This window comes from Desulfitobacterium nosdiversum, assembly GCF_049860565.1.
GTDB lineage: Bacteria > Bacillota > Desulfitobacteriia > Desulfitobacteriales > Desulfitobacteriaceae > Desulfitobacterium_A > Desulfitobacterium_A nosdiversum.
The window spans coordinates 3,456,364-3,479,569 of record NZ_CP172056.1 but is presented as its reverse complement, the minus strand read 5'-3'; the positions used below and the strand labels follow the sequence as shown (position 1 = coordinate 3,479,569).

22 protein-coding genes and 1 other annotated feature are annotated in these 23,206 nt (G+C 38.3%); of the genes, 17 read left to right on the top strand and 5 right to left on the bottom strand.

Features of this window, described 5'->3' with window-relative positions:
* Nucleotides 1-156 precede the first annotated feature (156 nt).
* Together ACHOLT_RS16955 and ACHOLT_RS16950 are read right to left on the bottom strand one after the other, a co-directional pair.
* On the bottom strand, nt 157-552 hold the full coding sequence (locus ACHOLT_RS16955; RefSeq protein WP_425803016.1) for a nitrite reductase: 396 nt from the start codon (nt 550-552) through the stop codon (nt 157-159).
* 33 nt (nt 553-585) lie between these two features.
* The gene (locus ACHOLT_RS16950) at nt 586-1,332 is read right to left on the bottom strand and encodes a nitrite reductase (RefSeq protein WP_425803014.1); all 747 of its coding nucleotides are present in this window, start codon (nt 1,330-1,332) and stop codon (nt 586-588) included.
* A 175-nt stretch (nt 1,333-1,507) separates the two neighbouring features.
* On the opposite strand from ACHOLT_RS16950, the gene ACHOLT_RS16945 reads away from it, so the two are divergent.
* From ACHOLT_RS16945 to ACHOLT_RS16935, 3 genes are all read left to right on the top strand, one after another.
* Entirely contained in the window at nt 1,508-2,677 is a 1,170-nt protein-coding gene (locus ACHOLT_RS16945; protein ID WP_425803011.1) for an HD-GYP domain-containing protein, read from the top strand.
* A gap of 197 nt (nt 2,678-2,874) precedes the next feature.
* Complete coding sequence (locus ACHOLT_RS16940) at nt 2,875-3,888, top strand: alpha-hydroxy-acid oxidizing protein (protein ID WP_425803008.1); 1,014 nt, start codon at nt 2,875-2,877, stop codon at nt 3,886-3,888.
* A gap of 330 nt (nt 3,889-4,218) precedes the next feature.
* Entirely contained in the window at nt 4,219-6,834 is a 2,616-nt protein-coding gene (locus ACHOLT_RS16935; RefSeq protein WP_425803006.1) for an MASE3 domain-containing protein, read from the top strand.
* A 102-nt stretch (nt 6,835-6,936) separates the two neighbouring features.
* Here ACHOLT_RS16935 and ACHOLT_RS16930 read toward each other — a convergent pair whose 3' ends face one another.
* Nucleotides 6,937-7,845: a LysR family transcriptional regulator gene (locus ACHOLT_RS16930; protein WP_425803004.1), complete on the bottom strand. Its 909-nt coding sequence runs from the start codon at nt 7,843-7,845 to the stop codon at nt 6,937-6,939.
* 172 nt (nt 7,846-8,017) lie between these two features.
* Here ACHOLT_RS16930 and ACHOLT_RS16925 point away from each other — a divergent pair, with 172 nt between their 5' ends.
* From ACHOLT_RS16925 to ACHOLT_RS16860, 14 genes are all read left to right on the top strand, one after another.
* A complete protein-coding gene (locus ACHOLT_RS16925; protein WP_425803002.1) occupies nt 8,018-8,431 on the top strand; it encodes a CidA/LrgA family protein in 414 nt (137 codons plus the stop codon).
* Nucleotides 8,428-9,123, top strand: a complete 696-nt coding sequence (locus tag ACHOLT_RS16920) for an LrgB family protein (protein WP_425803000.1) — start codon at nt 8,428-8,430, stop codon at nt 9,121-9,123. The genes ACHOLT_RS16925 and ACHOLT_RS16920 overlap by 4 nt, the downstream gene beginning before the upstream one ends.
* Nucleotides 9,124-9,520: 397 nt before the next feature.
* Nucleotides 9,521-9,818: a binding site (T-box leader), on the top strand.
* Between the two features lie 54 nt (nt 9,819-9,872).
* Entirely contained in the window at nt 9,873-11,882 is a 2,010-nt protein-coding gene (locus ACHOLT_RS16915) for a 2-isopropylmalate synthase (RefSeq protein ID WP_425808117.1), read from the top strand.
* Nucleotides 11,883-12,174: 292 nt separating this feature from the next.
* Nucleotides 12,175-12,774, top strand: coding sequence for a TrkA C-terminal domain-containing protein (locus ACHOLT_RS16910; protein WP_425802998.1), 600 nt, complete (start codon nt 12,175-12,177; stop codon nt 12,772-12,774).
* 125 nt (nt 12,775-12,899) lie between these two features.
* Nucleotides 12,900-13,535, top strand: coding sequence for a TetR/AcrR family transcriptional regulator (locus ACHOLT_RS16905; RefSeq protein WP_425802995.1), 636 nt, complete (start codon nt 12,900-12,902; stop codon nt 13,533-13,535).
* Nucleotides 13,532-14,011, top strand: a complete 480-nt coding sequence (locus ACHOLT_RS16900) for a flavodoxin domain-containing protein (protein WP_425802993.1) — start codon at nt 13,532-13,534, stop codon at nt 14,009-14,011. Before ACHOLT_RS16905 ends, ACHOLT_RS16900 begins: the two co-directional genes overlap by 4 nt.
* Before the next feature lie 25 nt (nt 14,012-14,036).
* On the top strand, nt 14,037-14,909 hold the full coding sequence (locus ACHOLT_RS16895; protein ID WP_425802991.1) for a hypothetical protein: 873 nt from the start codon (nt 14,037-14,039) through the stop codon (nt 14,907-14,909).
* Nucleotides 14,910-15,513: 604 nt separating this feature from the next.
* Nucleotides 15,514-16,104 (top strand): CDP-alcohol phosphatidyltransferase family protein, encoded by a 591-nt coding sequence (locus ACHOLT_RS16890; protein ID WP_425802988.1) that lies wholly within the window; start codon nt 15,514-15,516, stop codon nt 16,102-16,104.
* Nucleotides 16,105-16,267: 163 nt separating this feature from the next.
* Nucleotides 16,268-16,966 (top strand): TVP38/TMEM64 family protein, encoded by a 699-nt coding sequence (locus ACHOLT_RS16885; RefSeq protein ID WP_425808115.1) that lies wholly within the window; start codon nt 16,268-16,270, stop codon nt 16,964-16,966.
* A 7-nt stretch (nt 16,967-16,973) separates the two neighbouring features.
* Nucleotides 16,974-17,966, top strand: a complete 993-nt coding sequence (locus tag ACHOLT_RS16880; protein ID WP_425802985.1) for a lysylphosphatidylglycerol synthase transmembrane domain-containing protein — start codon at nt 16,974-16,976, stop codon at nt 17,964-17,966.
* Nucleotides 17,938-18,642: a YdjY domain-containing protein gene (locus ACHOLT_RS16875; protein ID WP_425802983.1), complete on the top strand. Its 705-nt coding sequence runs from the start codon at nt 17,938-17,940 to the stop codon at nt 18,640-18,642. Before ACHOLT_RS16880 ends, ACHOLT_RS16875 begins: the two co-directional genes overlap by 29 nt.
* Nucleotides 18,643-18,657: 15 nt before the next feature.
* Nucleotides 18,658-19,089, top strand: coding sequence for a hypothetical protein (locus tag ACHOLT_RS16870; protein WP_425802980.1), 432 nt, complete (start codon nt 18,658-18,660; stop codon nt 19,087-19,089).
* A gap of 18 nt (nt 19,090-19,107) precedes the next feature.
* The gene (locus ACHOLT_RS16865; protein WP_425802978.1) at nt 19,108-19,539 is read left to right on the top strand and encodes a C-GCAxxG-C-C family protein; all 432 of its coding nucleotides are present in this window, start codon (nt 19,108-19,110) and stop codon (nt 19,537-19,539) included.
* A 1,028-nt stretch (nt 19,540-20,567) separates the two neighbouring features.
* Nucleotides 20,568-21,365 (top strand): carbon-nitrogen hydrolase family protein, encoded by a 798-nt coding sequence (locus ACHOLT_RS16860; protein WP_425802976.1) that lies wholly within the window; start codon nt 20,568-20,570, stop codon nt 21,363-21,365.
* Between the two features lie 106 nt (nt 21,366-21,471).
* Here the strand turns inward: ACHOLT_RS16860 and ACHOLT_RS16855 are convergent, their stop codons facing one another.
* Complete coding sequence (locus ACHOLT_RS16855) at nt 21,472-22,248, bottom strand: C-GCAxxG-C-C family (seleno)protein (RefSeq protein ID WP_425802974.1); 777 nt, start codon at nt 22,246-22,248, stop codon at nt 21,472-21,474.
* A gap of 23 nt (nt 22,249-22,271) precedes the next feature.
* Complete coding sequence (locus ACHOLT_RS16850; protein WP_425802972.1) at nt 22,272-23,054, bottom strand: C-GCAxxG-C-C family (seleno)protein; 783 nt, start codon at nt 23,052-23,054, stop codon at nt 22,272-22,274.
* Nucleotides 23,055-23,206 lie beyond the last annotated feature (152 nt).

Genomic DNA, 23,206 nt, shown 5'->3' with positions numbered 1-23,206 from the left:
TAGATGGCTTAATAAAACGAGAAAGGTTTGCAACATCCAGGGAAAGCGTGTTAGCTGTCCTTGGGCCGCAAACCTTAAAATAGAAATAAACGGAATCGAGTATCCGCGGATTTCAGAGCAGAAAAGGGAAAGAGGAGTATTCGGAAAGTTTGGAGTCTAACATAAACGGGCCTGATCTTTGTCTTTGTCGGTGGAATAATCCTTGCCAACAAGCAGAATGCCCAATGCGGTCGATACAATATTTACTGTACAGAAGGGATCATGTTCATGAGTTTTGCAATTGTCACAAATTCCTTGGACTTCCTGAAAAGCGTTAAGAAGATTAATTTGGTTATATCGTTCAATAATAACCGGCGCACTGCGAAAGATTTCAATGATGTCATCGGGAATTTCATCGGAAAACTTTTCCCCCGTTTGAGCCGCGAGGCCTAAATACTCTTTCGCTCTAAATAATTGACAATCTGCCGTGCACTGACAATCCGGTGTACAAGCATTATCCATTTGCCGAAACGCTTTATACGCACTTAACTTACTGAAGCCCTGGTAGCCCATTTCTTTGCCTCCATTCTTCTTGCGCAAGTTTTATTAGATTGCTAAAACATCGTCAATGCCTTGTAAGAACGGATTGAGTCCGGTCTTTTCGATTATGTTGTAAAGCCTGACCTTGTAATCAAATTCAGGCTCATATTGTTTGGCTTTTTCACAATATATTTCGAGGATTTTCCGAATGACCGCAGGTACCTGTGTGCGGGGAATTCCTTTCTTTACAAGTGCCCCATGGCGTGGATTCATACCGGTTTCTGTCCCGCCAAGCCATAGAGAAAATCGACTGCGCGGTTCGGCCATCAAGCCAATATCCTGACAGGTGATTCCCGCACAATTTCGAGGGCAGCCCGCGATTGCGATCTTGAGATCCCATGGCAGCAGTGTGCCGTAAAATTCCTTATCCAGTGCCGCTGCCAGTTCTAAAGTATCTCCTCTTGAATTCGACGAAAACCCTTTACCTGGACAGGCAACAATATTGCGCACACTCTTATGAAGGTTTGCGATACGCAGTCCCGCACTCTCGAGACAAGAGATCGCTGTTTCAACTTTTTCTTTGGGTATTAAGAGAATAGGAGACATGCGACGACTGATTTTCATTACACCATCTTCGCCCACGATTTCCGCGAGAGCTTTTAATTGTGTTCCGGTTAGTACTCCGCCCGGTGTGTTAACTAAGATCGCCATCAACCCGTTAACCTGTTCAGCTATCCCCCAGATTATCCCGCTATCGCAAGCGACAGCATCTCCATTCCAACTGAACGAGTTGTTTTGTGAAAGTTTACTCATAAATGAGTACAACTCCTTTCCGTATGGTCATGATTGAATTGTATCCCAGGATAATCACTATATTTTGAGAAATTTGTCGAATATTTAAATATTTTAGTTATTAACAAACATGTAGAACGGCTGCTGCATTTGGCTTTATTAGCGTTTGCGATCATAATTTAAAAGCTTCGTGACAGTGAGAGAACAATTGCTGATTTTGAGTATGGGGAGAGGTATTCCTGATTGTTGGAAAATTCAAATAAGAAGGAATATAAGAAGTTTTGTAGAAATATTATTATGTTATAACTATTTAAAAATGGGATTCTTCAAGGAAGGGATCAAAATGAGACTGGTTAGTATAAATAATGTCTTAGAAGGCGATGTGCTCGCTAAAACAATTTATGATTCTTCAGGCCGTGCGCTTCTAGTAAAGGGTGCAATACTTACAAAAGGAATGATAATGAATTTAATTAAATATGAAATAACAGAGATTTATTGTTCAGCGATAGGATACCCAACGGAATCAAAAGAGGTATTGTATTCAAAAGTCAAAGCGCAAATAGCAGAAGAATTAAAAACAGCGACAAAACTCATCAACCAGTCTTTAATTAGTTCAGATGAACTGTTGGATATAGTAGATGGAATAGTTGAAGAGTTAATAACTGGGCATGACATAATAATAGATTTAGTGGACTTACATGGGTATGATAACTTTACCTTTTCGCATTCGTTAAATGTATTACTATTATCGATAGTAACCGGATTATCAATGGGGTACCCAAAAAGCAAACTAAAAATGCTGGGTATAGGTGCAATGTTACATGATATAGGTAAGATGTTGATACCTATTGAGATATTGAATAAACCGGATATATTAACAGATGAAGAATTTGAAATTATAAAGAAGCATGCAATAAATGGCTATAATAGATCGAAAGTATTCGATATACTTGACGTAAATGGAAGAACAATAATTTTGCACCATCATGAACGAGTAGACGGATCCGGATACCCTGATGGACAAAGAGGTAATGAAATACACGAATTTGCAAGAATAGTAGCGGTATGCGATGTATTTGATGCCATAACAAATGCGAGACCCTATAGACGAAGGTGGTCGCCCAAAGAGGGAATAGAGTACTTATTTAGTTCATGCGGAACACACCTGGATTTCGATATAGTAAAGAAATTCTCAGAGTGTATAGCACTATACCCACTTGGGAGCAGTGTGAGATTGTCGAATAAGACCGTGGGATTTGTTGTTGAAAACAGAATAAATCCAAATAGACCTATTGTTTTGGCCAATAATTCAATAGTTGACTTAAATAAAGAATTAAATATAACGATCGAAGATATTATACTGTAAATATAAAAGTCCTAACAGCCCATTTTAAGTGGACTATTAGGACTTTATTTAATAAGAATAAGAAAAGTTTAACTAACTGATTTTGATATTAATTTGTATAGCCGGATTATTGATATGCTTTTAGGAAAGGTTTGCTATCCATTGCGATTTTTTAGAGAAAAGTTTATAGTGGTTGGTAACAGGGAGGGATATCCTATATGAATATGCAGATGGTACGAGAAGTTGCGCGCGAAAAGCTTAAAGGATATTGCCGCGTGTGCAGAGAGTGCAACGGACGGGCATGTGCCGGAGAAATGCCGGGTATGGGCGGAGTCGGTACAGGATCAGCATTTGAAAATAATTACGATGCACTCGCAGCTTTGCGAATCAATTTGAGAACCTTGCATTCAGCAAAAGAACCAAATACGCAAACATCCATGTTCGGACATGTTTTGTCAGCTCCAATCCTGGCAGCGCCGATGACGGGAATTTCTATGAATGCAGGCGGAATAATGAGTGAACAGGAATGGTCAGAGGCTGTTGTTCAGGGTTCTCTGAAAGCTGGAATGCTTGCTATGGTCGGAGATGGACCGAATCCTCAAATGTTTGCTTCTGGACTGGAAGCGATAAAAAAAGCCGGAGGCCAAGGAATTCCTTTTATAAAGCCCAGAAATAATGAAGAAGTCTTTCGATATATCGCCATGGCCGAGGAGGCTGGTGCTCAAGCGATAGGAATGGATGTGGATGCAGCGGGGATTATACCCATGACTTTAGCAGGTCAACCCGTCGGACCTAAAACCAAAGATGATTTGAAAAAGATTATTTCCAGAACATCTCTTCCTTTCATTGTAAAAGGAGTCATGACTTCGGATGAAGCTGAAATTGCCGCTGAAGCCGGGGCTGCTGCTGTCGTTGTTTCCAATCACGGCGGGCGAGTCCTGGATTATACACCGGGTACAGCTGAAGTGCTGCAAGAGATTGCGGCAAGTGTTAAGGACCGCGTCACTATATTAGTGGACGGAGGAGTACGCACTGGCATCGATGTATTAAAGATGATGGCTTTGGGTGCGGATGGTGTATTGGTTGGACGACCATTATTGATGGCGGCGGCCGGGGCTGGAGAAGAAGGGATAACGCTTGCTTTGGAGACCATGGCAAAGGAATTAAAACAAGCAATGATTCTAACCGGATGCGCCAAATTAGAAGACATTAACTTAGACATAATATTTTAATGTAATTGTTTCATTTAACCTAGATATAGACGTTTTATTATGAATCAGATAATATTGATCAGAAATATCTGTTTCAAAGAGCTTTTATGAGGTTTCGGATAATTTTATAGTGTGATTTAAGTTCCCTCGGATGAATATCTAAGGGAACTTTTTTGCTATGAAAAGATTGTATTGTTAGGCAAAAAAAATCCTATATGATCGAAAGTATTTGAATATATGCAGGAATATGTCGTTATATAAAGAATTTTAGAATAAGAGTACTTTTGAATTACTTAATCTTTTAATGCAATGCTAATGATCTCTGACATCAAAGAATAGGAGGAGATTATAGTGATCGACTTAACTGCGAAGAAAGCAATAAAAGTGATTCGGCATGTCATTATTCAGTGTTTAATTGTCGCATTGCTATTCTATATGAAGAGCTATAACTATAATCTATTTCATGTCTTTGCAGAAGGCTACAGTATTGCAGTTTCACTGACTATTTTTTTCATCGTCATTAATTCAAAACGATATTTCGATAACAATTTCTTGAGATTGCTTAGCATAGGATATTTTTTCATTATATGGATTGATTCACTTCATATGCTGGCTTTCAAGGGAATGAATATTTTTGCCGGGTACGATGCGAACTTGCCGACACAGCTCTGGATATTTTCAAGGTATATTGAAAGCATGACCTTGCTGATTGCTGCAATATTATTTAATAAAAAAATCAATACAAGAGCTGTATATGGGATTTATTTGACCGTTACCCTTGTAGGACTCATTGCAATATTTGCAAGGAAATTTCCTAATGCTTTTGTTGTCGGAGCGGGGCTTACACCTTTTAAAATTGTCAGCGAGTACGTGATTATTACCATTATTACAATCGCTTTCTTCAATCTATGGAAAAAGAAAGATAAATTTGATAAGAATACTCTTAAAAATTGTTACCTGAGCTTTTCTTTCTCGATACTTACGGAATTTATGTTCACATTTTATTCAGATCCTTTTGATGTGATCAATTTGCTGGGTCATTACTTTAAGATATTATCGGTCTACTTTATTTACAAAGCGGTCATTGAGGTTGCAGTTAAGAATCCGCAAAATATCATATTCCGCGAAATTGAAGTAAAGAAGGAAGAACTGGAAAAGGAAGTAAGAGATAATATCGTTAATCTGGAGCAGCTGAACCGCAGTAAAACTGCTTTGATTAAAAGCATGCAGGACCTTGTCATTGTACTGGATGATCATTTAATATTTACGGAATGTTATTCACCGGACTCTAACCTGTTATATGTCAAACTCGATAATATGCTCAATAAACATATTGATGAGATTAGTTTTCCGCAACCGGCTCAAGGAATACTGAAAGAGGCTATTAAAAGGACAATGCAAAGCGGTGAACCCAGCCGTGCCGAGTATTATCTCGACTTGTCTCAAGGACGATGTTGGTTTGATGCTCAAATTACGATTATTCCTGGTAATAACGGTACAATAGAAAGAATTCTCTGTATTGTTCGTGATATTACTGAGCGCAAGAAAATGGAAGAAATTATTGATAATGAGAAAGAACAATATAGAACCACGTTGCTCTCAGTGGGGGACGGTGTCATTTCTACAGATAACCGGGGAAAAATCAAAATTATGAATCCAATTGCCGAAAAGCTTACGGGTTGGAGTAAAGAAGAAGCTTTGGGAAAACCGTTAGAAGATGTGTTTCAAGTTATCAATGAAATTACAAAAGAGCCCTGTGAAAATCCTGCTCAAAGGGTATTGGAAACAGGGAATACTATTGAACTAAGCAATCATGCCGTGCTTTTGTCTAAAATGGTTTCCAAAACATCCATAGAAGACAGTGCGGCCCCTATAAAGGACGGCAGCGGACGAACAACAGGTGTGGTTATTGTATTTAGGGATTGTACCGAGAGAAAAGAAAAACAAAAGCAGATCGAACACTTGAGCTTCCATGATCACCTCACGGGCCTATATAATCGTACTTATATAGAGGACGCGGTTAAAAGATTGGATACGCGAAGGAATCTCCCTTTCACTATTATGGTTTTAGATGTAAACGGATTAAAACTCACCAACGATGCTTTTGGCCATGAAATGGGTGATAGGCTGCTGCAGACAGTAGCGGATATCATGACAGAAGTTTGCAGAGCGGATGACATCGTCGGACGTGTTGGAGGCGACGAATTTGCCATACTGTTGCCCAATACGGATGAAACCCAGGCCGAAGCCATTAAGCAAAGAATAATAGCTATAACTTCAAAGACAACCCTGGATTCTGTGATTGTCTCTTTGGCTGTTGGCTTTGCCGTAAAAACGAATGTGGATCAAGATATTGAAATCATAAAAATGAATGCGGATAACAATATGTATAATAACAAGCTGAGATATGGTAAAACAATGAGGAACCGAACTATTGAGACGGTGCTCCGTAATATTAATCTTAAATATGATCAAGAACAAATTCATACGGAAAGAGTATCCCAATACTGTGAGGCTATTGCCAGAGCTATGGGATTTAGTGAAAAAGAGGTTAGTGATCTAAAAACAGCAGGTATTTTACATGATATTGGAAAAATAACGATACCTTCAGAAATGTTGAATAAACCAAGCAAGCTTACTAAAGAAGAGTTTGAAGTTATTCGGCGCCATCCTGAAACAGGCTATCAGATGCTTAGATCGGTGGATGAATATGTACCGTTAGCAGAATCCGTACTCTTTCATCATGAACGTTGGGATGGGAAAGGATATCCGTGTGGACTGAAGGGAGAAGACATTCCTTTAGAAGCGAGAATCATAGCAGTAGCGGATGTCTATGAAGCGATGACCGCGAAAAGGTCTTACCAAAGAACAAAAAGTAAGGAAGAAGCTGTAGCAGAACTCGAAAGATGTTCCGGTACTCAATTTGATCCCGATATTGTTAAAGTGTTTGTGGAAAAGGTGCTGTAATGCATTTTTTTAAAGGTTGAAATGCGAAAAATGAACTGATAAGTTTAATGATAATAAAATTACGCCCTGATTTTCAATAGAGGAAAATCAGGGCGAGTTTTTTTACTTGTTATTTCTAGAAGCAGTGATTAACGGTACCTGAGAACGCGCATAGTTGATAAATCCCCTGGTGACAAACTTGAGGTAAGCATTTTTACGCCAAATAAAAGCTAAGTAACGAGGAATACCCGGCGGTTTTAACTTTATGATCTTGATCCGTTTCGAATCAAGGTTTTGACATGTGCCTTCCGGGAGAAAAGCAATTCCGAGCTTTTCGGTCACCATTTCACTTATAAAATCCCATTGCGAGCTTTCGTAAAGAACGTTGGGTTGAAATCCTGCTTGTAAGCAGGCTTCTTTTATATGGAAGTGTAATGTAAAATTTTCTGGGTAAAAAATAAATAATTCTTCTTTTAACTCGCTTAAGTCAACCTCCTTACGAGCAGCTAAATGATGTTCAGGATAGACCACCAGCATCAAATGTTCTTCTATGATAGGGAGAATTTCAAATATATTTTCATTGACTGGGAGAACAGCTATTCCTAAATCAAGATCACCGTCGATTACGGCTTGTTCTACTTTGCGAGCCCCATCTTCCATGATTTGAACGATTACTTGAGGATAAAGCTTATGAAATCCAGCCAATATTTTCGGAATAAAATTGTACCCCATCATTTGAGGTAACCCCATACGTATATGGCCCTTACCCATCTGCAGCGTATCCGCTAGTTCTGATTCCAAATTATCTATGGATTGAACTAAATGAAGTGCATGGTGAAACACAATTTCGCCCGCGTCAGTCAATTTAACCTTCTTGGTCGATCGTTCTAATAAAATAACCCCCATTTCGTCTTCCAGACTTTTGACCATCTTACTAATGGTGGGTTGTGTAATATGCAGCACTTTCCCTGCCTTCGAAAAACTTTTCCATTTCACAACTTCTGCAAAATATGTTAATTGCCGGATGTCCATGACCTTACTCCCTAACTTACTTAATTTACAGAATTATAGATGAATGGAATATAATTTATTCCATATATGTATTTTACGCATAAAACCTCCAGCTGTATACTCTATTTATAAAATCTTTATTGATATTTTCCACTAAGGTGTATTGGCAACGAATGAGAGGATATGAGAAATTGTGAAAGTTATTTTTCCCGAGACAATCATTGACAAAATACGAAAGATAGAAATCGGGATCATTCAAATAGCAATTCTATATGTGTTTTCAGTGGCCGGCAATTATTTGGCAAAGGTACTCCATTTGAGTTTTCCCGGAAGCCTGATCGGTATGGGTTTATTGTTTCTTCTTTTACGGCTAAGGATATTTCGATATAGGTGGGTTGTAATCGGAGGAAACTGGCTCCTTACAGAATTACTGTTGTTTTTTATTCCGACAGTTGTTGCTGTCATTCAATATGAAGACCTGATTCATAAAGCCGGTCTTGAATTTCTCTTCATTATCTTGATTGGGAGCATTATTGTTATGATCAGCAGCGGACTTACGGCAGAATTAATAATGCAGCATAAGCAAGGAAGAGGGAAAATTATATGATCGGTTTCGTAGGATTCACCTGTATTATTCTGACTGTTCTTTTCTATTATGGTGCCCAAACCTTATATCAGCGCATTAAACTAGCACTTTTTTCTCCATTGTTAGTGGTTCCAGTAGGATTAGTGGTCTGCTTATCAATCTTTCATATTTCCTATTCCAGCTATGTTTCCGGGGGAAAGTGGTTAACGATGTTACTCCAACCTGCAATTGTAGCCTTTGCTTTACCTTTGCATAAACACTACCGGATATTTATAAAATATTTCCCCGTTATTATTTTGAGTGTATTAGTTGGTACATTTTCTGCGCTGCTAACTTCCGTCTTACTAGGACTGTCGGCTAATTTTAGCCCCCAGATTATCGTAAGCTTGGCCCCGCGTTCAGTGACCACTCCAATTGCCATCGGAGTTTCCCAAACTTTAGGTGGGACGCCCGCTCTAACCGCAGTATTTGTTATTATTACCGGTCTAATCGGCCTTATTATAGGCCCATTGATAATCCGCCTTCTGCATCTCAATTCACCTATTGCCAAAGGAGTTCTGTTAGGAACGAGTGCCCATGCAGTTGGAACTTCGACAGCCTTAGATATAGGTTCTTTAGAAGGTACGATCGCTAGCCTTTCCATGATCTTTGCGGGGCTAATAACAGTCATCATGGCACCGCTTCTTTGTCCGTTTATTTTAAGAGTCATATGATTTTATGCTAATAGAAAGGAGGTAACGTTTAAATGAAAAAACAACTTCTTATGTATATTATTGGTTGCCCTGTATATGTCGAAGTTAAAGATTCTAACGAAAAGAAAACATCTGCAAAAGTTACTGCAAAATAAAAAACTGCAGGAGGCAATTTCGATTACCAATTTTTAAGGTAATATTCAGTACGCTTTCAGGTTGCTTTAAGAAAATGTAACTATAATTAAAACTGTGATTGTTCCTACTTTTCCTTCTGCCCCATCTATGATGGGGTTATTTTTTTATTGTGACGACTTCTATAAGCAGTGTTTAATTGCTTTTATCAGATTAAAATAGATCAATAAAATTGACTAAATTTAATACTGTTATATTCGGCATAAAAATGTTATCTTAAATGAAAGGAAATGCTAAGAAGAGGAATAGTAATTATAAACCTGATCTTCAGAAAGCTGTTGGCAGATGAAAAACAGCAGAGGGAATATAATGAACTCACCTTGGAGCTTCTGATTGAACCTTAATGACATTGCCAAAATTAAATGTGCTGAGCACAATCAGGTTGATGTTATTAAGAGAGTAGATGCAGACGGAATTCCACCGTTACGAGGAAAGAGTATCGACATTATGTCCGTACTTGATGAGTGCATGAATGATCATGAAATAGAGTGGTAGCGCGTAAGATATAATCTTTCGTCTCTATTGTAAATTTTACAATGGAGTCGAAAGATTTTTTTTATGGGAATGGAGTGTTGATGATGAAGAATTACGAAAAATATGAAAGAGCTTATTTTATGCCGCCTGTAGTAACCTATGATTGGGTAAAGAAAGATTATATTCAGAAGGAACCTATATGGTGCAGTGTTGATTTGCGCGATGGAAATCAGGCGCTTATTGAACCGATGAGCATTGATGAAAAATTGGAGTTCTTTCAGCTGCTCATAGATATTGGCTTTAAAGAAATCGAAGTGGGATTTCCGGCCGCTTCAGAAACAGAATACAACTTTATCAGAGCATTAATTGAAAAAAACAGGATTCCTGATGATGTTACAATCCAAGTCCTGACACAAGCAAGAGAACATATTATTAAAAAGACGTTTAAAGCAGTTGAAGGGGCTCCCCATGCTATTATTCATTTATATAATTCAACATCAGTAGCACAGCGCGAGCAGGTATTCGGAAAAAGTAAGGAAGAAATCAAAAAGATCGCCGTAAAAGGCGCAAAATTATTGAAGCGGCTTGCCGATGAAACAGATGGGAATTTTTCTTTTGAATATAGTCCTGAAAGTTTTCCGGGAACAGAAGTGGATTATGCACTTGATGTATGCAACGCGGTGATCGATATATGGCAGCCCGCAAATGATCATAAGGTCATTATTAACATACCGACCACTGTAGAAAATGCAATGCCTCATGTTTTTGCAAGCCAGGTTGAATATATAAGTAAAAACCTCCAAAAACGCGACTCGGTGGTATTAAGCATCCATCCTCATAATGACAGAGGCTGCGGGGTATGTGATGCTGAGCTTGGAATTTTGGCAGGTGCTGATCGAGTTGAGGGAACATTATTTGGGAATGGTGAGAGAACAGGAAATGTTGATATTATTACGGTCGCCATGAATATGTATTCACATGGCGTGAACCCGTTGCTTGACTTTAGCAATATGCCTGAAATCAGTAAGAAATATGAACGCCTTACAAGGATGAGAGTGTATGAAAGACAACCTTATGCGGGTGAACTTGTTTTTACCGCATTCTCCGGCTCGCATCAGGATGCGATAGCGAAAGGAATGAAATGGAGAGAGGAAAAAGAATCGGATAAATGGACAGTCCCTTACCTTCCGATTGACCCAAAAGATGTGGGAAGAGATTATGAATCAGATATTATTCGTATTAATAGTCAATCCGGTAAAGGCGGAGTAAGTTATATTTTAAAACAAAACTATAAATTGTCACTTCCGAAAGAAATGAAAGAAGAAGTGGGATATTTTATAAAGGGTGTTTCAGATAAAAAACACAAAGAATTATCTCCGGCTTTGATTTATCAGATATTTGAAGATGAATACGTTTATAATTCTCCAATCTTTCAGATAAGTGATGCTCATTTTGAACAGATCGACGGGATAAGGGCTGTAACAAAGATTGATCATAACGGGACCACTAATATCGTAACTGCGAATGGAAACGGAAGGTTGGACGCGGTTAATAATGCCATTAAAAAGTATTTTGGAGTTAATTATGAACTGTCAATATATGAAGAACATGCTTTAGAAAGAGGTTCTTCATCAAAAGCCGCGGCCTATGTCGGAATAAGCTTTAATGAGAAACTTTATTGGGGGGTTGGCTTTGATGCCGATATTATTAAAGCATCCATTGCAGCACTTGTAGTTGCAGTGAATCAGCTCCCGCAAATCAGGGAGATTTCGGACAGCAAGGATGAGAGAATGTTAGAAATATCGAATTATATTCACGCAAATTATAAAACAGTGACATTAGATGATTTAGCGGAAAAATTTTATTTATGCAAGCAGTATTTATCCAAATTTATTAAAGAAAAGTCAGGATTAACATTTAGCGAAAATGTAAAGAAAATTAGAATGGGAAAAGCATGCATACTTTTAAAGAATGGGAACATGACGGTTGAACGTATCGCGGATGCTGTCGGTTATCAAAACGTGGAACATTTCAATAGAATATTTAAGCAAAGTTATGGGATGACACCGATACAGTTAAGAAAGCAAAGAGAAATAAGAACGATTTCCAACTAAATAGAAGTTGCTATTTAATGGGGTCAGGGCGTTAAAATAACGCCCTGACTTTAGCATAATAATATTTATTTATCACACACCGTTCACGAAATGTTAACAAATAAGTGCTATGGTAAATTACATAATGGCTTATTGAATAATAAGAGGGTAATATAGCCCTCTTTAAGCTTATCTCTTCTTTATAACAAATATTAAAGGTAGTGCTTAAAAAATGGTTTTATATTTCGGTTTGTTTGTGGTTACTTTTTTATGCTTATTAGAATTCTTCTCAATCTTGCTAAGATTCTTTGGTATGCCTGAAGAAAAAGCTAAATTTCAAGTCATATCTCTCGTAACTGGTGTAGGGTTTACGACAAAAGAAAGTGAAATAGTTACAAGAAATCCTGATATAAGACGTATTGCTCAATTTATTATGCTAACGGGTTATCTTGGTACAGCTACTTCGATATCATTTTTAATCAATATATTAAGAAGTGAAGTAAAACCGTTAGATATTGTGATTCTCTTAATATTACTGTTAGTGGTACTATGGCTCTTGAGCAACAAGCATTTAACTCTTTACATAGACATGGTTTTTGAACGGTTTATATTTAAACAGATGAAAAAGAGAAGCAGTAAAAATATTTATACAATGTTAAAGCAAAGCAGTGATTATGGACTGTACCAAATTTATGTTAAAGGAACACACCCCATGGTCGGTAAAAAATTGATAGATGCAAACTTAAAAGAAAACAAGATTCAAGTTCTTAATGTAGATAAAGGGGATCAAATTATACTTTTTCCAGAGGCTGATTATATCATCCAACAAGGAGATACCTTATTGGTATACGGTAAAATAACGAATATCATAAAATACTTTGAACTTAAGAGAAATAGTGGTTTTAAGGCCTAGGATTTTTAATGAACTGAGGAAATTCCTGATCAGTAATACTTGACGGAGAATGTAAGTTAGCTTAATATTTAATTGAACAGTGTTCGAAATATAAACAATGTTAAATTAATAAGCGGGTGAATGACTTGAGTAGAAGAAGGCAATTAGAGAAACAAGAAGAAGTTAGGAATACCATTTTAGAGGTTGCACGATCTATTATTTCCCAAGAAGGGGTCCAGGGGTTGTCAATCCGTAAGATCACGAGTGAGTTAGATTACTCTCCCGCAATCGTTTATCACTACTTTAAAAACAAGAGTGAAATCATCGAATCAATAGTCAGTGAGGGTTATGGTCGGATAATCGCGGCAGCCCGGGCAGTAAAAATTAATGATACTCATCCTGAGAAAGAATTGAAAGAGATGTTTACGAACTATATCCGAGCTGCTTTAGAGTCACCGGAAGAGTACAAGGCGATTATGCTTAACCCGGATCCTTCTATTTTAAAAAGGACAGCGCTGCTTGAACGAGGTATTTCAGAAAAGAGCCCAACGATGCAATTGTTAGGCAGTAATATTCAAAGGGGCATAGATGTTGGAAAATATCAGGCTTGTGATCCCGAACTTACGGCTCAAATAATCTGGACTTCAACCTTTGGCCTATTAATTAAATTAATGCTTGAAAGTGAGGTCTCTTCGGATCAGGTTGAGCGGTTGATCGAAAGACATTTGGAGATCGTGTTGAACGGCATTAACTTACGTAAAGAAGGAGAGATGATAACGTGAATACTTTAATTGTGTATGCAACAAAACATGGGTGTTCGGAAACCTGCGCAAAAATGCTCAGCAAAGATTTGACGGGTAACATAGAACTATTCAATCTTAAAGATGCAAAAATTCCTGTACTTACTAAATACGATCGAGTAATTATTGGCGGTTCAATTCATATGGGTAAGATTCAAAAAGAGGTTCAATTTTTTTGCATCCAAAATATGGAGATGTTGATGAATAAGAAAATTGGGCTTTTTGTGTGCGGAATGCTCTTTGAGAAGGCGCATGAAGAGTTGAATAATTCATTTCCTAATGAGCTATTGACGCAAGCTATAGCGAAGGAATTCTTTGGAGGACAATATCGATTCGATAAAATGAATTATTTCGATCGATTAATTGTAAAGAAAGTAGCAAAAGTTAATAATGATTTCTCTCAAATCAAGGATGAAAATATCAAACAGTTTGCGGACCTGATGAACAGTGATTGCTAGTTATTGAAAGATGGAGGCAGGTCAATTGAAGGTCAAAAATATCATGACTTTACTTGTTATCTTGATAGTTTTCTTAGCGGTTACAGCTTCGGTTTATGGTCTGGTCTCAAGTGAGGGCCCGGGACTTCATCAGTATCATTCTATCCATGGTCAAGTTGTTTCAATTTACGGCAAAGGGTTATATGCCAATGATTCGGTGACAGTCGTGGCTCAGGGTAAAGCTCAGGATATAGTGACGCTGGGGTTAGGGGTTCCTCTGCTGCTCATTTCAATTTATCTTGCACGAAAGAACTCTTTAAAAGGACAATTGCTTTTGGCAGGTACCTTAGCCTATTTTTTGTACACATATATCTCATATACATTTTTGTGGATGTATAATCCTTTTTTCCTGGTGTATGTTCTGCTTATGTCGGCGAGCTTCTTTGCTTTTACCTTATTGATGATGTCATTTAATACAAAGGACATAAAAGCTTCATTTAATCCGAAATTGCCGCTTAAATTTCTTGGCGGTTTTCAAATTTTCTTTGCATTTGCCATAGGAATGCTTTGGCTGGGTATGATTGTTCCGACAATTATAAATGGGACTGTACCACCTGGTTTAGAGCATTACACAACGTTAGTCATTCAAGGGATGGATTTAGGTTTCATTGTTCCTTTGGCTTTTATTTCAGGAGTACTTTTGATCAAACAAAATGATTTTGGGTATCTGTTATCCTCGGTCATAATTATAAAGGGGCTTACAATGGGGGCTGCACTTTCGGCAATGATTATTGGACAGATCGCTGCAGGAGTTCAAATGAGTTTGGCTCAAATTATCATCTTTCCTTTATTGAGTGCGGTCATGATCATCTGCTTGTTTTTAATCCTAAAAAATATAGACCAAAAGAAGATCGCCTAGATTGTGGCAGACAATTAGCTTAAAGAGAAAAACTGAAAGTTTTAAAACTAAATAGGATCCGTTGATCAGGGGCTGTTGCAAAACAAGTCCTTTTTTCGTGCGCACAATAATTATGGACTATTGCAAACGACCCGAAAGCGTAGTTTCGCGCATAGAAGTGAACGATTCGCGGAGGGACGTGCAGGTGAACAAAGCTTTCGTAGCGTAGCGCAGCCACAGGTTCACATCAGGTATTGCCCAGAGGTTTGGCGGAGCTGCTACGAAGGCAAAGTGAACCAGTCCAGGAGCGCCTGAGTGAGCGGATATGCGTGAAACTACACGACTATAGGTTTTGCAACAGCTCCTGATTAAATTGCTTTAGAAGCTAAAGTATTAAATTTAATTAGTTATAGTCAATTGCTCAATTGGCTAAGCAGTGTGCAAAAGCAAATTGGAAATTTACTTTTCCGTTTTGCGTTTATAAGTTTTACAAATTTATTGAGATTATCGGCATATTTTGTTTATAATAAGTAAGTAATAATGAATTTGATAACACATTGATGATGAATTATCTTTTTTTGTTTAGCTATTTATTCCAGAACAATAAAAAAGAAAGGGAAGCTTTATGCTGGATACTTATGCAAGAAAATATGTACAACGCTTTATCGACCTAACAGCGAGCTTGTTATTGCAATTGAATATTTCGGCGAATCAGGTTACAAAAACAGCTTTGGTCATAGGTCTATTCTCGGGAGTCGCTATTCTTTTTTATAAACCTCTATTAGCAGTATCTCTGCTCTGGTTATCCGGGTATTTTGACGCTGTGGATGGGTCGATGGCAAGAAAAAATAATGCCGCTAGCCCTTGGGGAACCTTAATGGATATTACCTTTGATAGACTTGTTGAGCTTTCGGTGATCCTTGGATTAGCATGGCGTTATCCTGAAGCTCAGTTTTTGCTGCTTCTCCTTACTGCGGGCATAATTTTTTCCATGACTGTTTTTTTAACAGTGGGTGCATTAGCTGAGAAAAAAGGAATGAAGTCATTTTATTATCAGGCTGGACTTGCCGAGCGGACAGAAGGATTTATATTTCTTTCTTTAATGACTTTATTTCCTGAATGGATATACTGGACGACTGGTCTTTTCGCCTTTGCTGTAACGTTTACCGCAATACAACGATTGTGGGAAGCTAAAAGGATATTAAAAGAAGATTAAATTTTCTACTGAAGAATTATGGACAGAAAAGTATAATTTATTTATTATTGAATAGATAACAATATGGTTATATATTGGCTGTTTGTATGGATATGATAAGTATCACAACTATCATAACTATCATAACTATCAATGATGTCTTTTAGGAGGTGATCAATTGTCTATAAACAAAAAACAAATAACTGTTTTGCTCGTCGCTGCCTTTGCGTTGATCTTCATAGGACTGTACTTTCTAGTACCTACTGTGGCTGAACAAGTAAATAAAGCAACAAATCTTCTTTTACGCGCGGACATCAATGGGATGAGAACTTACTTAAGGAATTTTGGTATTTGGGCACCCATTGTTTCTATGGCACTGATGGTTTTTCAGTCATTGGCTGCTCCTTTACCGGCTTTTGTCATTACCTTTGCGAATGCATGGATCTTCGGTTGGGTTATGGGGGCTGTTTACTCCTGGACTGGAGCGATGATAGGAGCATCCCTCTGTTTCATTATCGCTAAAGCTTTTGGTCGTCCTGTCATCGAGAAGATGGTGGGCAAGAAAAGTTTGGAAAAAACAGATAGGTTTTTTGACAAATACGGTAAGCATTCCGTAATGATTGCCCGTTTGTTACCCATCGTACCTTTTGATATTATCTCTTATGCTGCGGGCTTAACCACGATGGGGTTCTGGGAATTTTTCTGGGCGACTGGACTAGGGCAATTACCAGCGACCATCATTTATTCCTGGCTTGGAGAAAATATGTCCCCGAGTGCAAAATACGCACTATGGGCTCTTAGTGGCTTTCTCATACTTTTGGTTGTCAGTTTAGCCATAAAGAAAAGGTTTGACCAAAAGCTCGTTGGAGATAATCATGTTTAAAAAGAATATGAAGTTATTTGTTAGAATTCTTGTTTCTTTGATCCTTATAGGATGGTTTATCGTTGCTTTTAATTGGAATCAAATCCTCGGGATGATCGTAGGTCTAAAACTCAAATGGTTGTTAGCTGCGATAATGTGGATCATCTTAGCTATGGTCGTTAGCACAGTTAAATGGCAAGCCATTATTAAAGCTCAAGGACTTCAATTAAGTAATAAAGAGTTGTGGCATGCCTACTGGGTAGGGATATTCTTTAATAATTTCCTGCCATCAAGCATTGGTGGGGATGCAATACGTATCCTTTGGGTAGCAAAGTTAAGTGGAGACTCTCCTGGTGCAACATCTTCCGTTGTCATAGAGAGAGTTTTAGCGACTATGGGACTAGCTATAGTTGGACTATTGGGTTGTATGTTCGTTGATAATCCTGATCATAAACTCATTACATTATTTGGTTTTCTCATTATCCTTACACTTGTGTTATTAGCTTTAGTCATGAGCGGACGGGCTCCGAAGTTTTTACAAGCAAATCAAAATAAAATTTTTAAGTTTATCGCAGGAATGATTGAGCATGGTTTAAAAGCCAGAAGAAATCCTTTATTTATTATAAAAGCGCTTCTATGGTCAATAATTTTTCAATTATGTATTGTTGGAACGAATTATGCGTTGTTTAAGGGCCTTTCCCTAAACATGGTAGATATATTGAAATCTGTTTATGTTATACCCGCAACCTCTGTAGCTTCTATGTTGCCGTTAGGAATCAATGGTTACGGTCTAAGGGAAGGAGCTTACGTAATGCTGTTAGCTCCTTTCGGAGTTCCTAAGGCAGGGGCCTTTAGCGCTTCCGTTCTGTTTGCCTTCCTGGTAAGCATCTGCAGCCTTTGGGGAGGTTGGGTATGGCTTCGTTCTGGCAGAAAAATACAACTTATGAGTTCTAGTGAAAAGAACTTAGCACAAATGAGGGGAGTATTTAAAAATGAAAATTCAATTAAGCAAGGTATTTAAGAGCAAGAAGGTCTTATTAACAGCAGTACTTTCTGTAATTTTTGCTGCTGCTCTTAGTGGATGCGGTTCAAGTGAATCTGCTAAAAATACTGCAACTCCACCAGCATCTTCGTCTAATTCCGGTGCTGCAGTAAGCCAATCTAATCCAATTGTTATTGATAAAGAGGCTAAAACAGTAAAGATTTATACTGAAGTTAATGGAAAATACTTTGTAGAACCTACACGTCACGGTGTCGTTTTCAAAGATGGCTCGAACGGTAATAAGTCGGTGCTAAAAGCTTGGGGAAATCAGAACGATTTCTACAACGCTTTGATTGCAATCGGAGCAAAACCGGGTAACAACTTAAAACTTGATTCTGTTGGAGTCGCTGTCGAAGGTGATTCTCTCGATGCATCGGTTACTTGGGCAGGGGCTGGGAAAGAAATTCCTTTTGGTGATGCTATTCTTGATTCTACTCAAAAGAAATTTGATATCCGGTTTGGTGGCAATCAAGAAAATGCTAAGGCTAAAAACACGGGCTGTATCCTATGCTTAGATAGCTGTCCAGTAGGTATTACGAGTAATGCGGCTCATCCTACTAAAGATTTTGACAATAAAGTTGCTGAATTTAGAGGGAACAAGGATGTTCTTCCCGCGGATGGAACTCCTGTAGTAGTCACATTTAAGCTTAAATAAGTGAGTGTCTAGAGTATGAATGCTAGAGCGAAAAAAGGATTAAATGTTATTTACTGTGGATTGATGGGGTTTAACTTAGGTTTTGTTGTTGCGCTCCTATTTGCCCAATGGACTTGGCTGGAACTTAGGTTTAATACGGGTTTGGCAATCTTAGCAGGCATAGTCATTGGATTAAGTATCGGTCTTTTTCATGAGATTAAACGTCCTTTAGCCGTAATGGGGATTTCTTTAGCAGCCATGTTTATTACTGAATTATTAATTGCAAAGACAGAAATATCATCTTTAATGATCCTAACGGGTTATACATTCAGGGAAGGTTTGTTAATTCCCGATTTGTCATTGAGAGTTTCTAATATTGTATTTAGTTTAATAATTTTATGGGGGATTTTAGTTGCATTTCTCCACCATCGTAGAAGCTGCTCAGAATCCGTAACAAATAAGTTTTAGGCGATTGGGGGAGTGTCCATGCAAGTGCTTAGAGCATCTGAAATTGCTAACGATGCAATGCGTAGAGGAATGAACTGCTGCGAATCGGTTTTAACTGCTGCTAATGAAGTGTGGAATCTTAATATGAGTCAAGACATTTTTTCTGCAGCTAAATTATTTAAAGAGGGTATGGGCAATGGCTGTACTTGTGGGGCACTTGTTGGAATTGTGATGGCCTCCGGAGTTATTCAAGAAAGATATAAATTAAAAGAAAATCCGGACCTGGCTAAGCGTTTGCATTCGAGTTTTAAACAAGCGTACAAATCCTCTTGTTGTGCTGTTTTACGTAAAAACCAATCATTTTTGGATCGAATCAGCAAAAAAGGGTGTATTTACATGACCGAAGGAGCGATAGGTATACTTGTAAAAGAGTGGGAACACTTAAACTCCTTAAAAGAGAAAACAAGTTGATATAACTAAAGAAGAAAAGCCAAAACGCCTTCAACAACATAAAGTTGTATAAAGGCGTTCATTTCTTTATTAAGGGAAGAGCACACAATGATCTACCTTGCACCACTATAGATAGTTTATTACCCTCATATGATCTTGCGACCCTATGAAAGCAGTTTGCTGCCTATAATGATGGTTCGTTCGACCATACAAGATATCTACCCAGCCTTATACAACCTCTCGGCTGTATAAGACCGAAACTTCAACACCCGGTATGATCTTAGCTCGACCCTTTACAATAAGTTGGAACCTCATTGCAATCAATAAAACTCAACTGCGATAAAGCTTTTCCCTACCGTAAAGAATCTTCCCTCCGACTACATACAAACCAACCGATCTGTATATAATCTTTGGCCGATCCATATACACCCTCTAAAGAGCATATATAAATCTTGGCTCAACCATTGTATACCCTTCGATATTATAATTGCCAATCTTCATTTAAATATCCCTGGAAATTTAATCTTTCCAAAACTGTTTTTCTTAATAAGATAGTACAACAATTTAAACTCTAACAGTGTTTTATAACTATATAAGCAGCACAGACTGATTTTATTATTCAGTCTGTGCAACTAACTACTGATTAGAAGACAATGCCCATTGCAATAAGAATAAGAATAGAAATAACGACAATAGCGATACCAGCGCCAAAGACAAACATGAGATCAACCTCCCTTACCATTATATTACATAATATTCTCGGTTTTAAGACTTGCCACTACAACATCTGCGTGTAGCAAGGATAAGAATTTAGGGGCTGTCGCAAAACAGCCCCTTTTTCGGTGCGCAATAATTATGGACTATTTCAAAAGACCCGAAACTACAAGACCATAGTTTTTGCGACAGTCCCACAGTCGCTTAAATATAACTTCAAAATTATCATTAAGAAAAGTAAATTAAAGGAGATTTAGACAATAAAGGATTTTTTAACCTTAAAAAAGAATTCTTTGTATAAGTAAAGGGTGAACTTCAGGAGGAAATATAAAATTATGAAAATAGCATTGGCTCAGATGAAAATGGATAACAATATGAAGCTTAATTTGCAGGCATCTCTGCAGGCAATGGAAAAGGCTGCTCAAAATAAGGCGGATTTAATCTTTTTTCCGGAACTTCAATTCTATCCTTTTTTCCCACAATATGAAAAACTAAATAGGGAACAGTATTCTCTTTATTGTGAACATAATTTTATCCAACGGATGACAGAAAAAAGCAGGGAGCTGGGTATAATTTCATCTCCCAACCTCTATCTTAAAGAGGGGAATGCATATTATGATGCTTCACTTATGATCAGTGCTTCAGGTGAACTGCAGGGTATTTCGAAAATGGTTCATATTAGTCAGAGCCAATATTTTTACGAGCAGGACTATTACACACCATCCGATGACGGCTTTAAAGTTTATGAATCACCTTTTGGAAAGATCGGAATTGTCATTTGCTTTGACCGGCACCTTCCCGAAAGCGTGCGCACCTGTGCTGCTTTAGGGGCAGACCTGATTCTTATTCCGACTGCAAACATCGAAGGTGAGCCCTTGGAATTATTCGAGTGGGAAATCCGAGTTCAGGCTATGCAGAGCAGTGTTTTTATCGCTATGTGTAATCGTGTGGGGATGGAAGATCACATGAACTTTATCGGGCAGTCTATTGTGATCGACCCAAACGGAAATATCATGGCCAAAGCAGATGGCAGCGAACAGATTCTGTATGCTGACATTGATTTGCATCAAAGCAGTACGGTTCGAAATGAAAAGCCATATTTTCGACTGCGGCGAACGGAATGCTACCGTTAAACCCAGAATTAAATTAAGCTGAAAGCTGCAAGCAGCTTTCAGCTTAATTAGAAATATGACAAAAAGCGTTTTATTTGTAAGTACTTTAACAGAATGATATGAGAATTTAGTGCCCTGTATGGCATTCAGTACAGTTTGCAAGACCTTGCTCATTATCCAGTGTACTCGTAGGGCCATTGTGACAGGTTAAACAGCTTTGGAATTCCGCGGCGGGTTGATATACTCCTGCAAATGTTCCCGCTTTCCATGCATTGAGGATTTCAACGGCTTTAGCAGCTGTATCTGCTGCAACTTTGGCACAGCGATCTTTCTTTTCGTCTGAGTTCACAGTTTTATGCACCGTATTACACCATAAAGAAACGGAGATATGACAAAGTGGAGATTTTGAAGTCGTTTGTCTAACTCGAGTGAATTTTGCATAGGAGTCACATAATCTACTGGGGAAAGGATTTGTTGTATACCAACCAATAAGTTCATTTCCTAACGGATCAACACTTGTACCGGCGGCAAGGCTCATAACATAAAGCGATCCGTTAAGTGCTCCGCACAGGGTCCCCCAGTTAAAGGCGCCCCCCTTGCCATATTTAAACATATCAGCTGGGAGAGTATCCCAAGGAGTACCAGCTGTTTCGTACAGAGTGTCAAGAAGTGCTTTTGCTGATGCATACATACATCCGCCAAGCCAGTAATTATCATATGCTCTTCTCCTAACTACGTCAGCATCTAAACTGCTATAAGGCCAGGGAAGAGCTGGGGCTGCAGCTTGTGCAACTCCTGGACTGATGATATTTCCAATTCCTGCGGACATAGCGGTTCCAGCTGCGAGGAGTCCGATATTTTTCAGGAAGCTTCTTCTATCGACATGTTTTTGGTCAAAGGACATAATGTTCACCTCCATATTTTAAATTACAGATGATGAGTTGTTTTATCAGTATGACACTCTAGACAATCTATTTGCCCTTGAACATTATCATATCTTGAGGTCGGGCCGACATGACAGGGAAGACAACGGGCGAAATCAGCATCAGGTTGATAAACGGCAGCAAAGGTGCTTGCACTCCAGGCATTGAGTAATTCGGCTGCCTTAGCAGCTGTATCTCCTGCGAGTTTAGCACAACGATCCTTTTTCTCACTACTGCTTACAGTAGCATTTGCTGCAGCACACCAAAGACTAACAGATTGATGGCATAACGGTGAATCGCAAACTGTAGTTACTTGACCTGGAAAATGACAATACGTATCATGAGCGCTGCTGGGGAAGGGAAATTTACTGTACCAACCCATAAGTTCTGGCCCAATAGTTTCGGCTGAGGATCCAGCTGCTAACTCAATAATTGCCAAGGATCCGTTTAAAGCACCACAAAGTGTTCCCCAATTTAGGGCTCCGCCCTTACCGAACTTAAACATGTCAGCTGGGATAGTATCCCATGGAGAGCCGACTACTTCAACTAATGTATCCAATAGTGCTTTAGCAGAGGCATACATACAACCGCCTAAAAAGTAATTATTGTAGCCCCTTTGTCTTACTAAATTGACATCGAGAACTTGGTAAGGATAGGGAAGGGCTGGGGCAGCTGCAGCAATCTTTTTCGGTTTAATACCGGCTGTTGCTCCAAGAGTAACAGCACCAATCGCAACAGCTTCTACTAAGAATTTTCTTCTTGATAACTTTTGCTTTTCCTCAGACATTAAAATAACACCTCCAACTTTCAAATTCTATTCAATAGATTTTTGAGAGTGTTGATTATTAACCTCCTTTCTGTACTTGTGTGAACATTCATTTATTTTTATAGGTTAATTATATAATTCTTGAAAGGAAAAAAATGTCTATATTTGTCTTG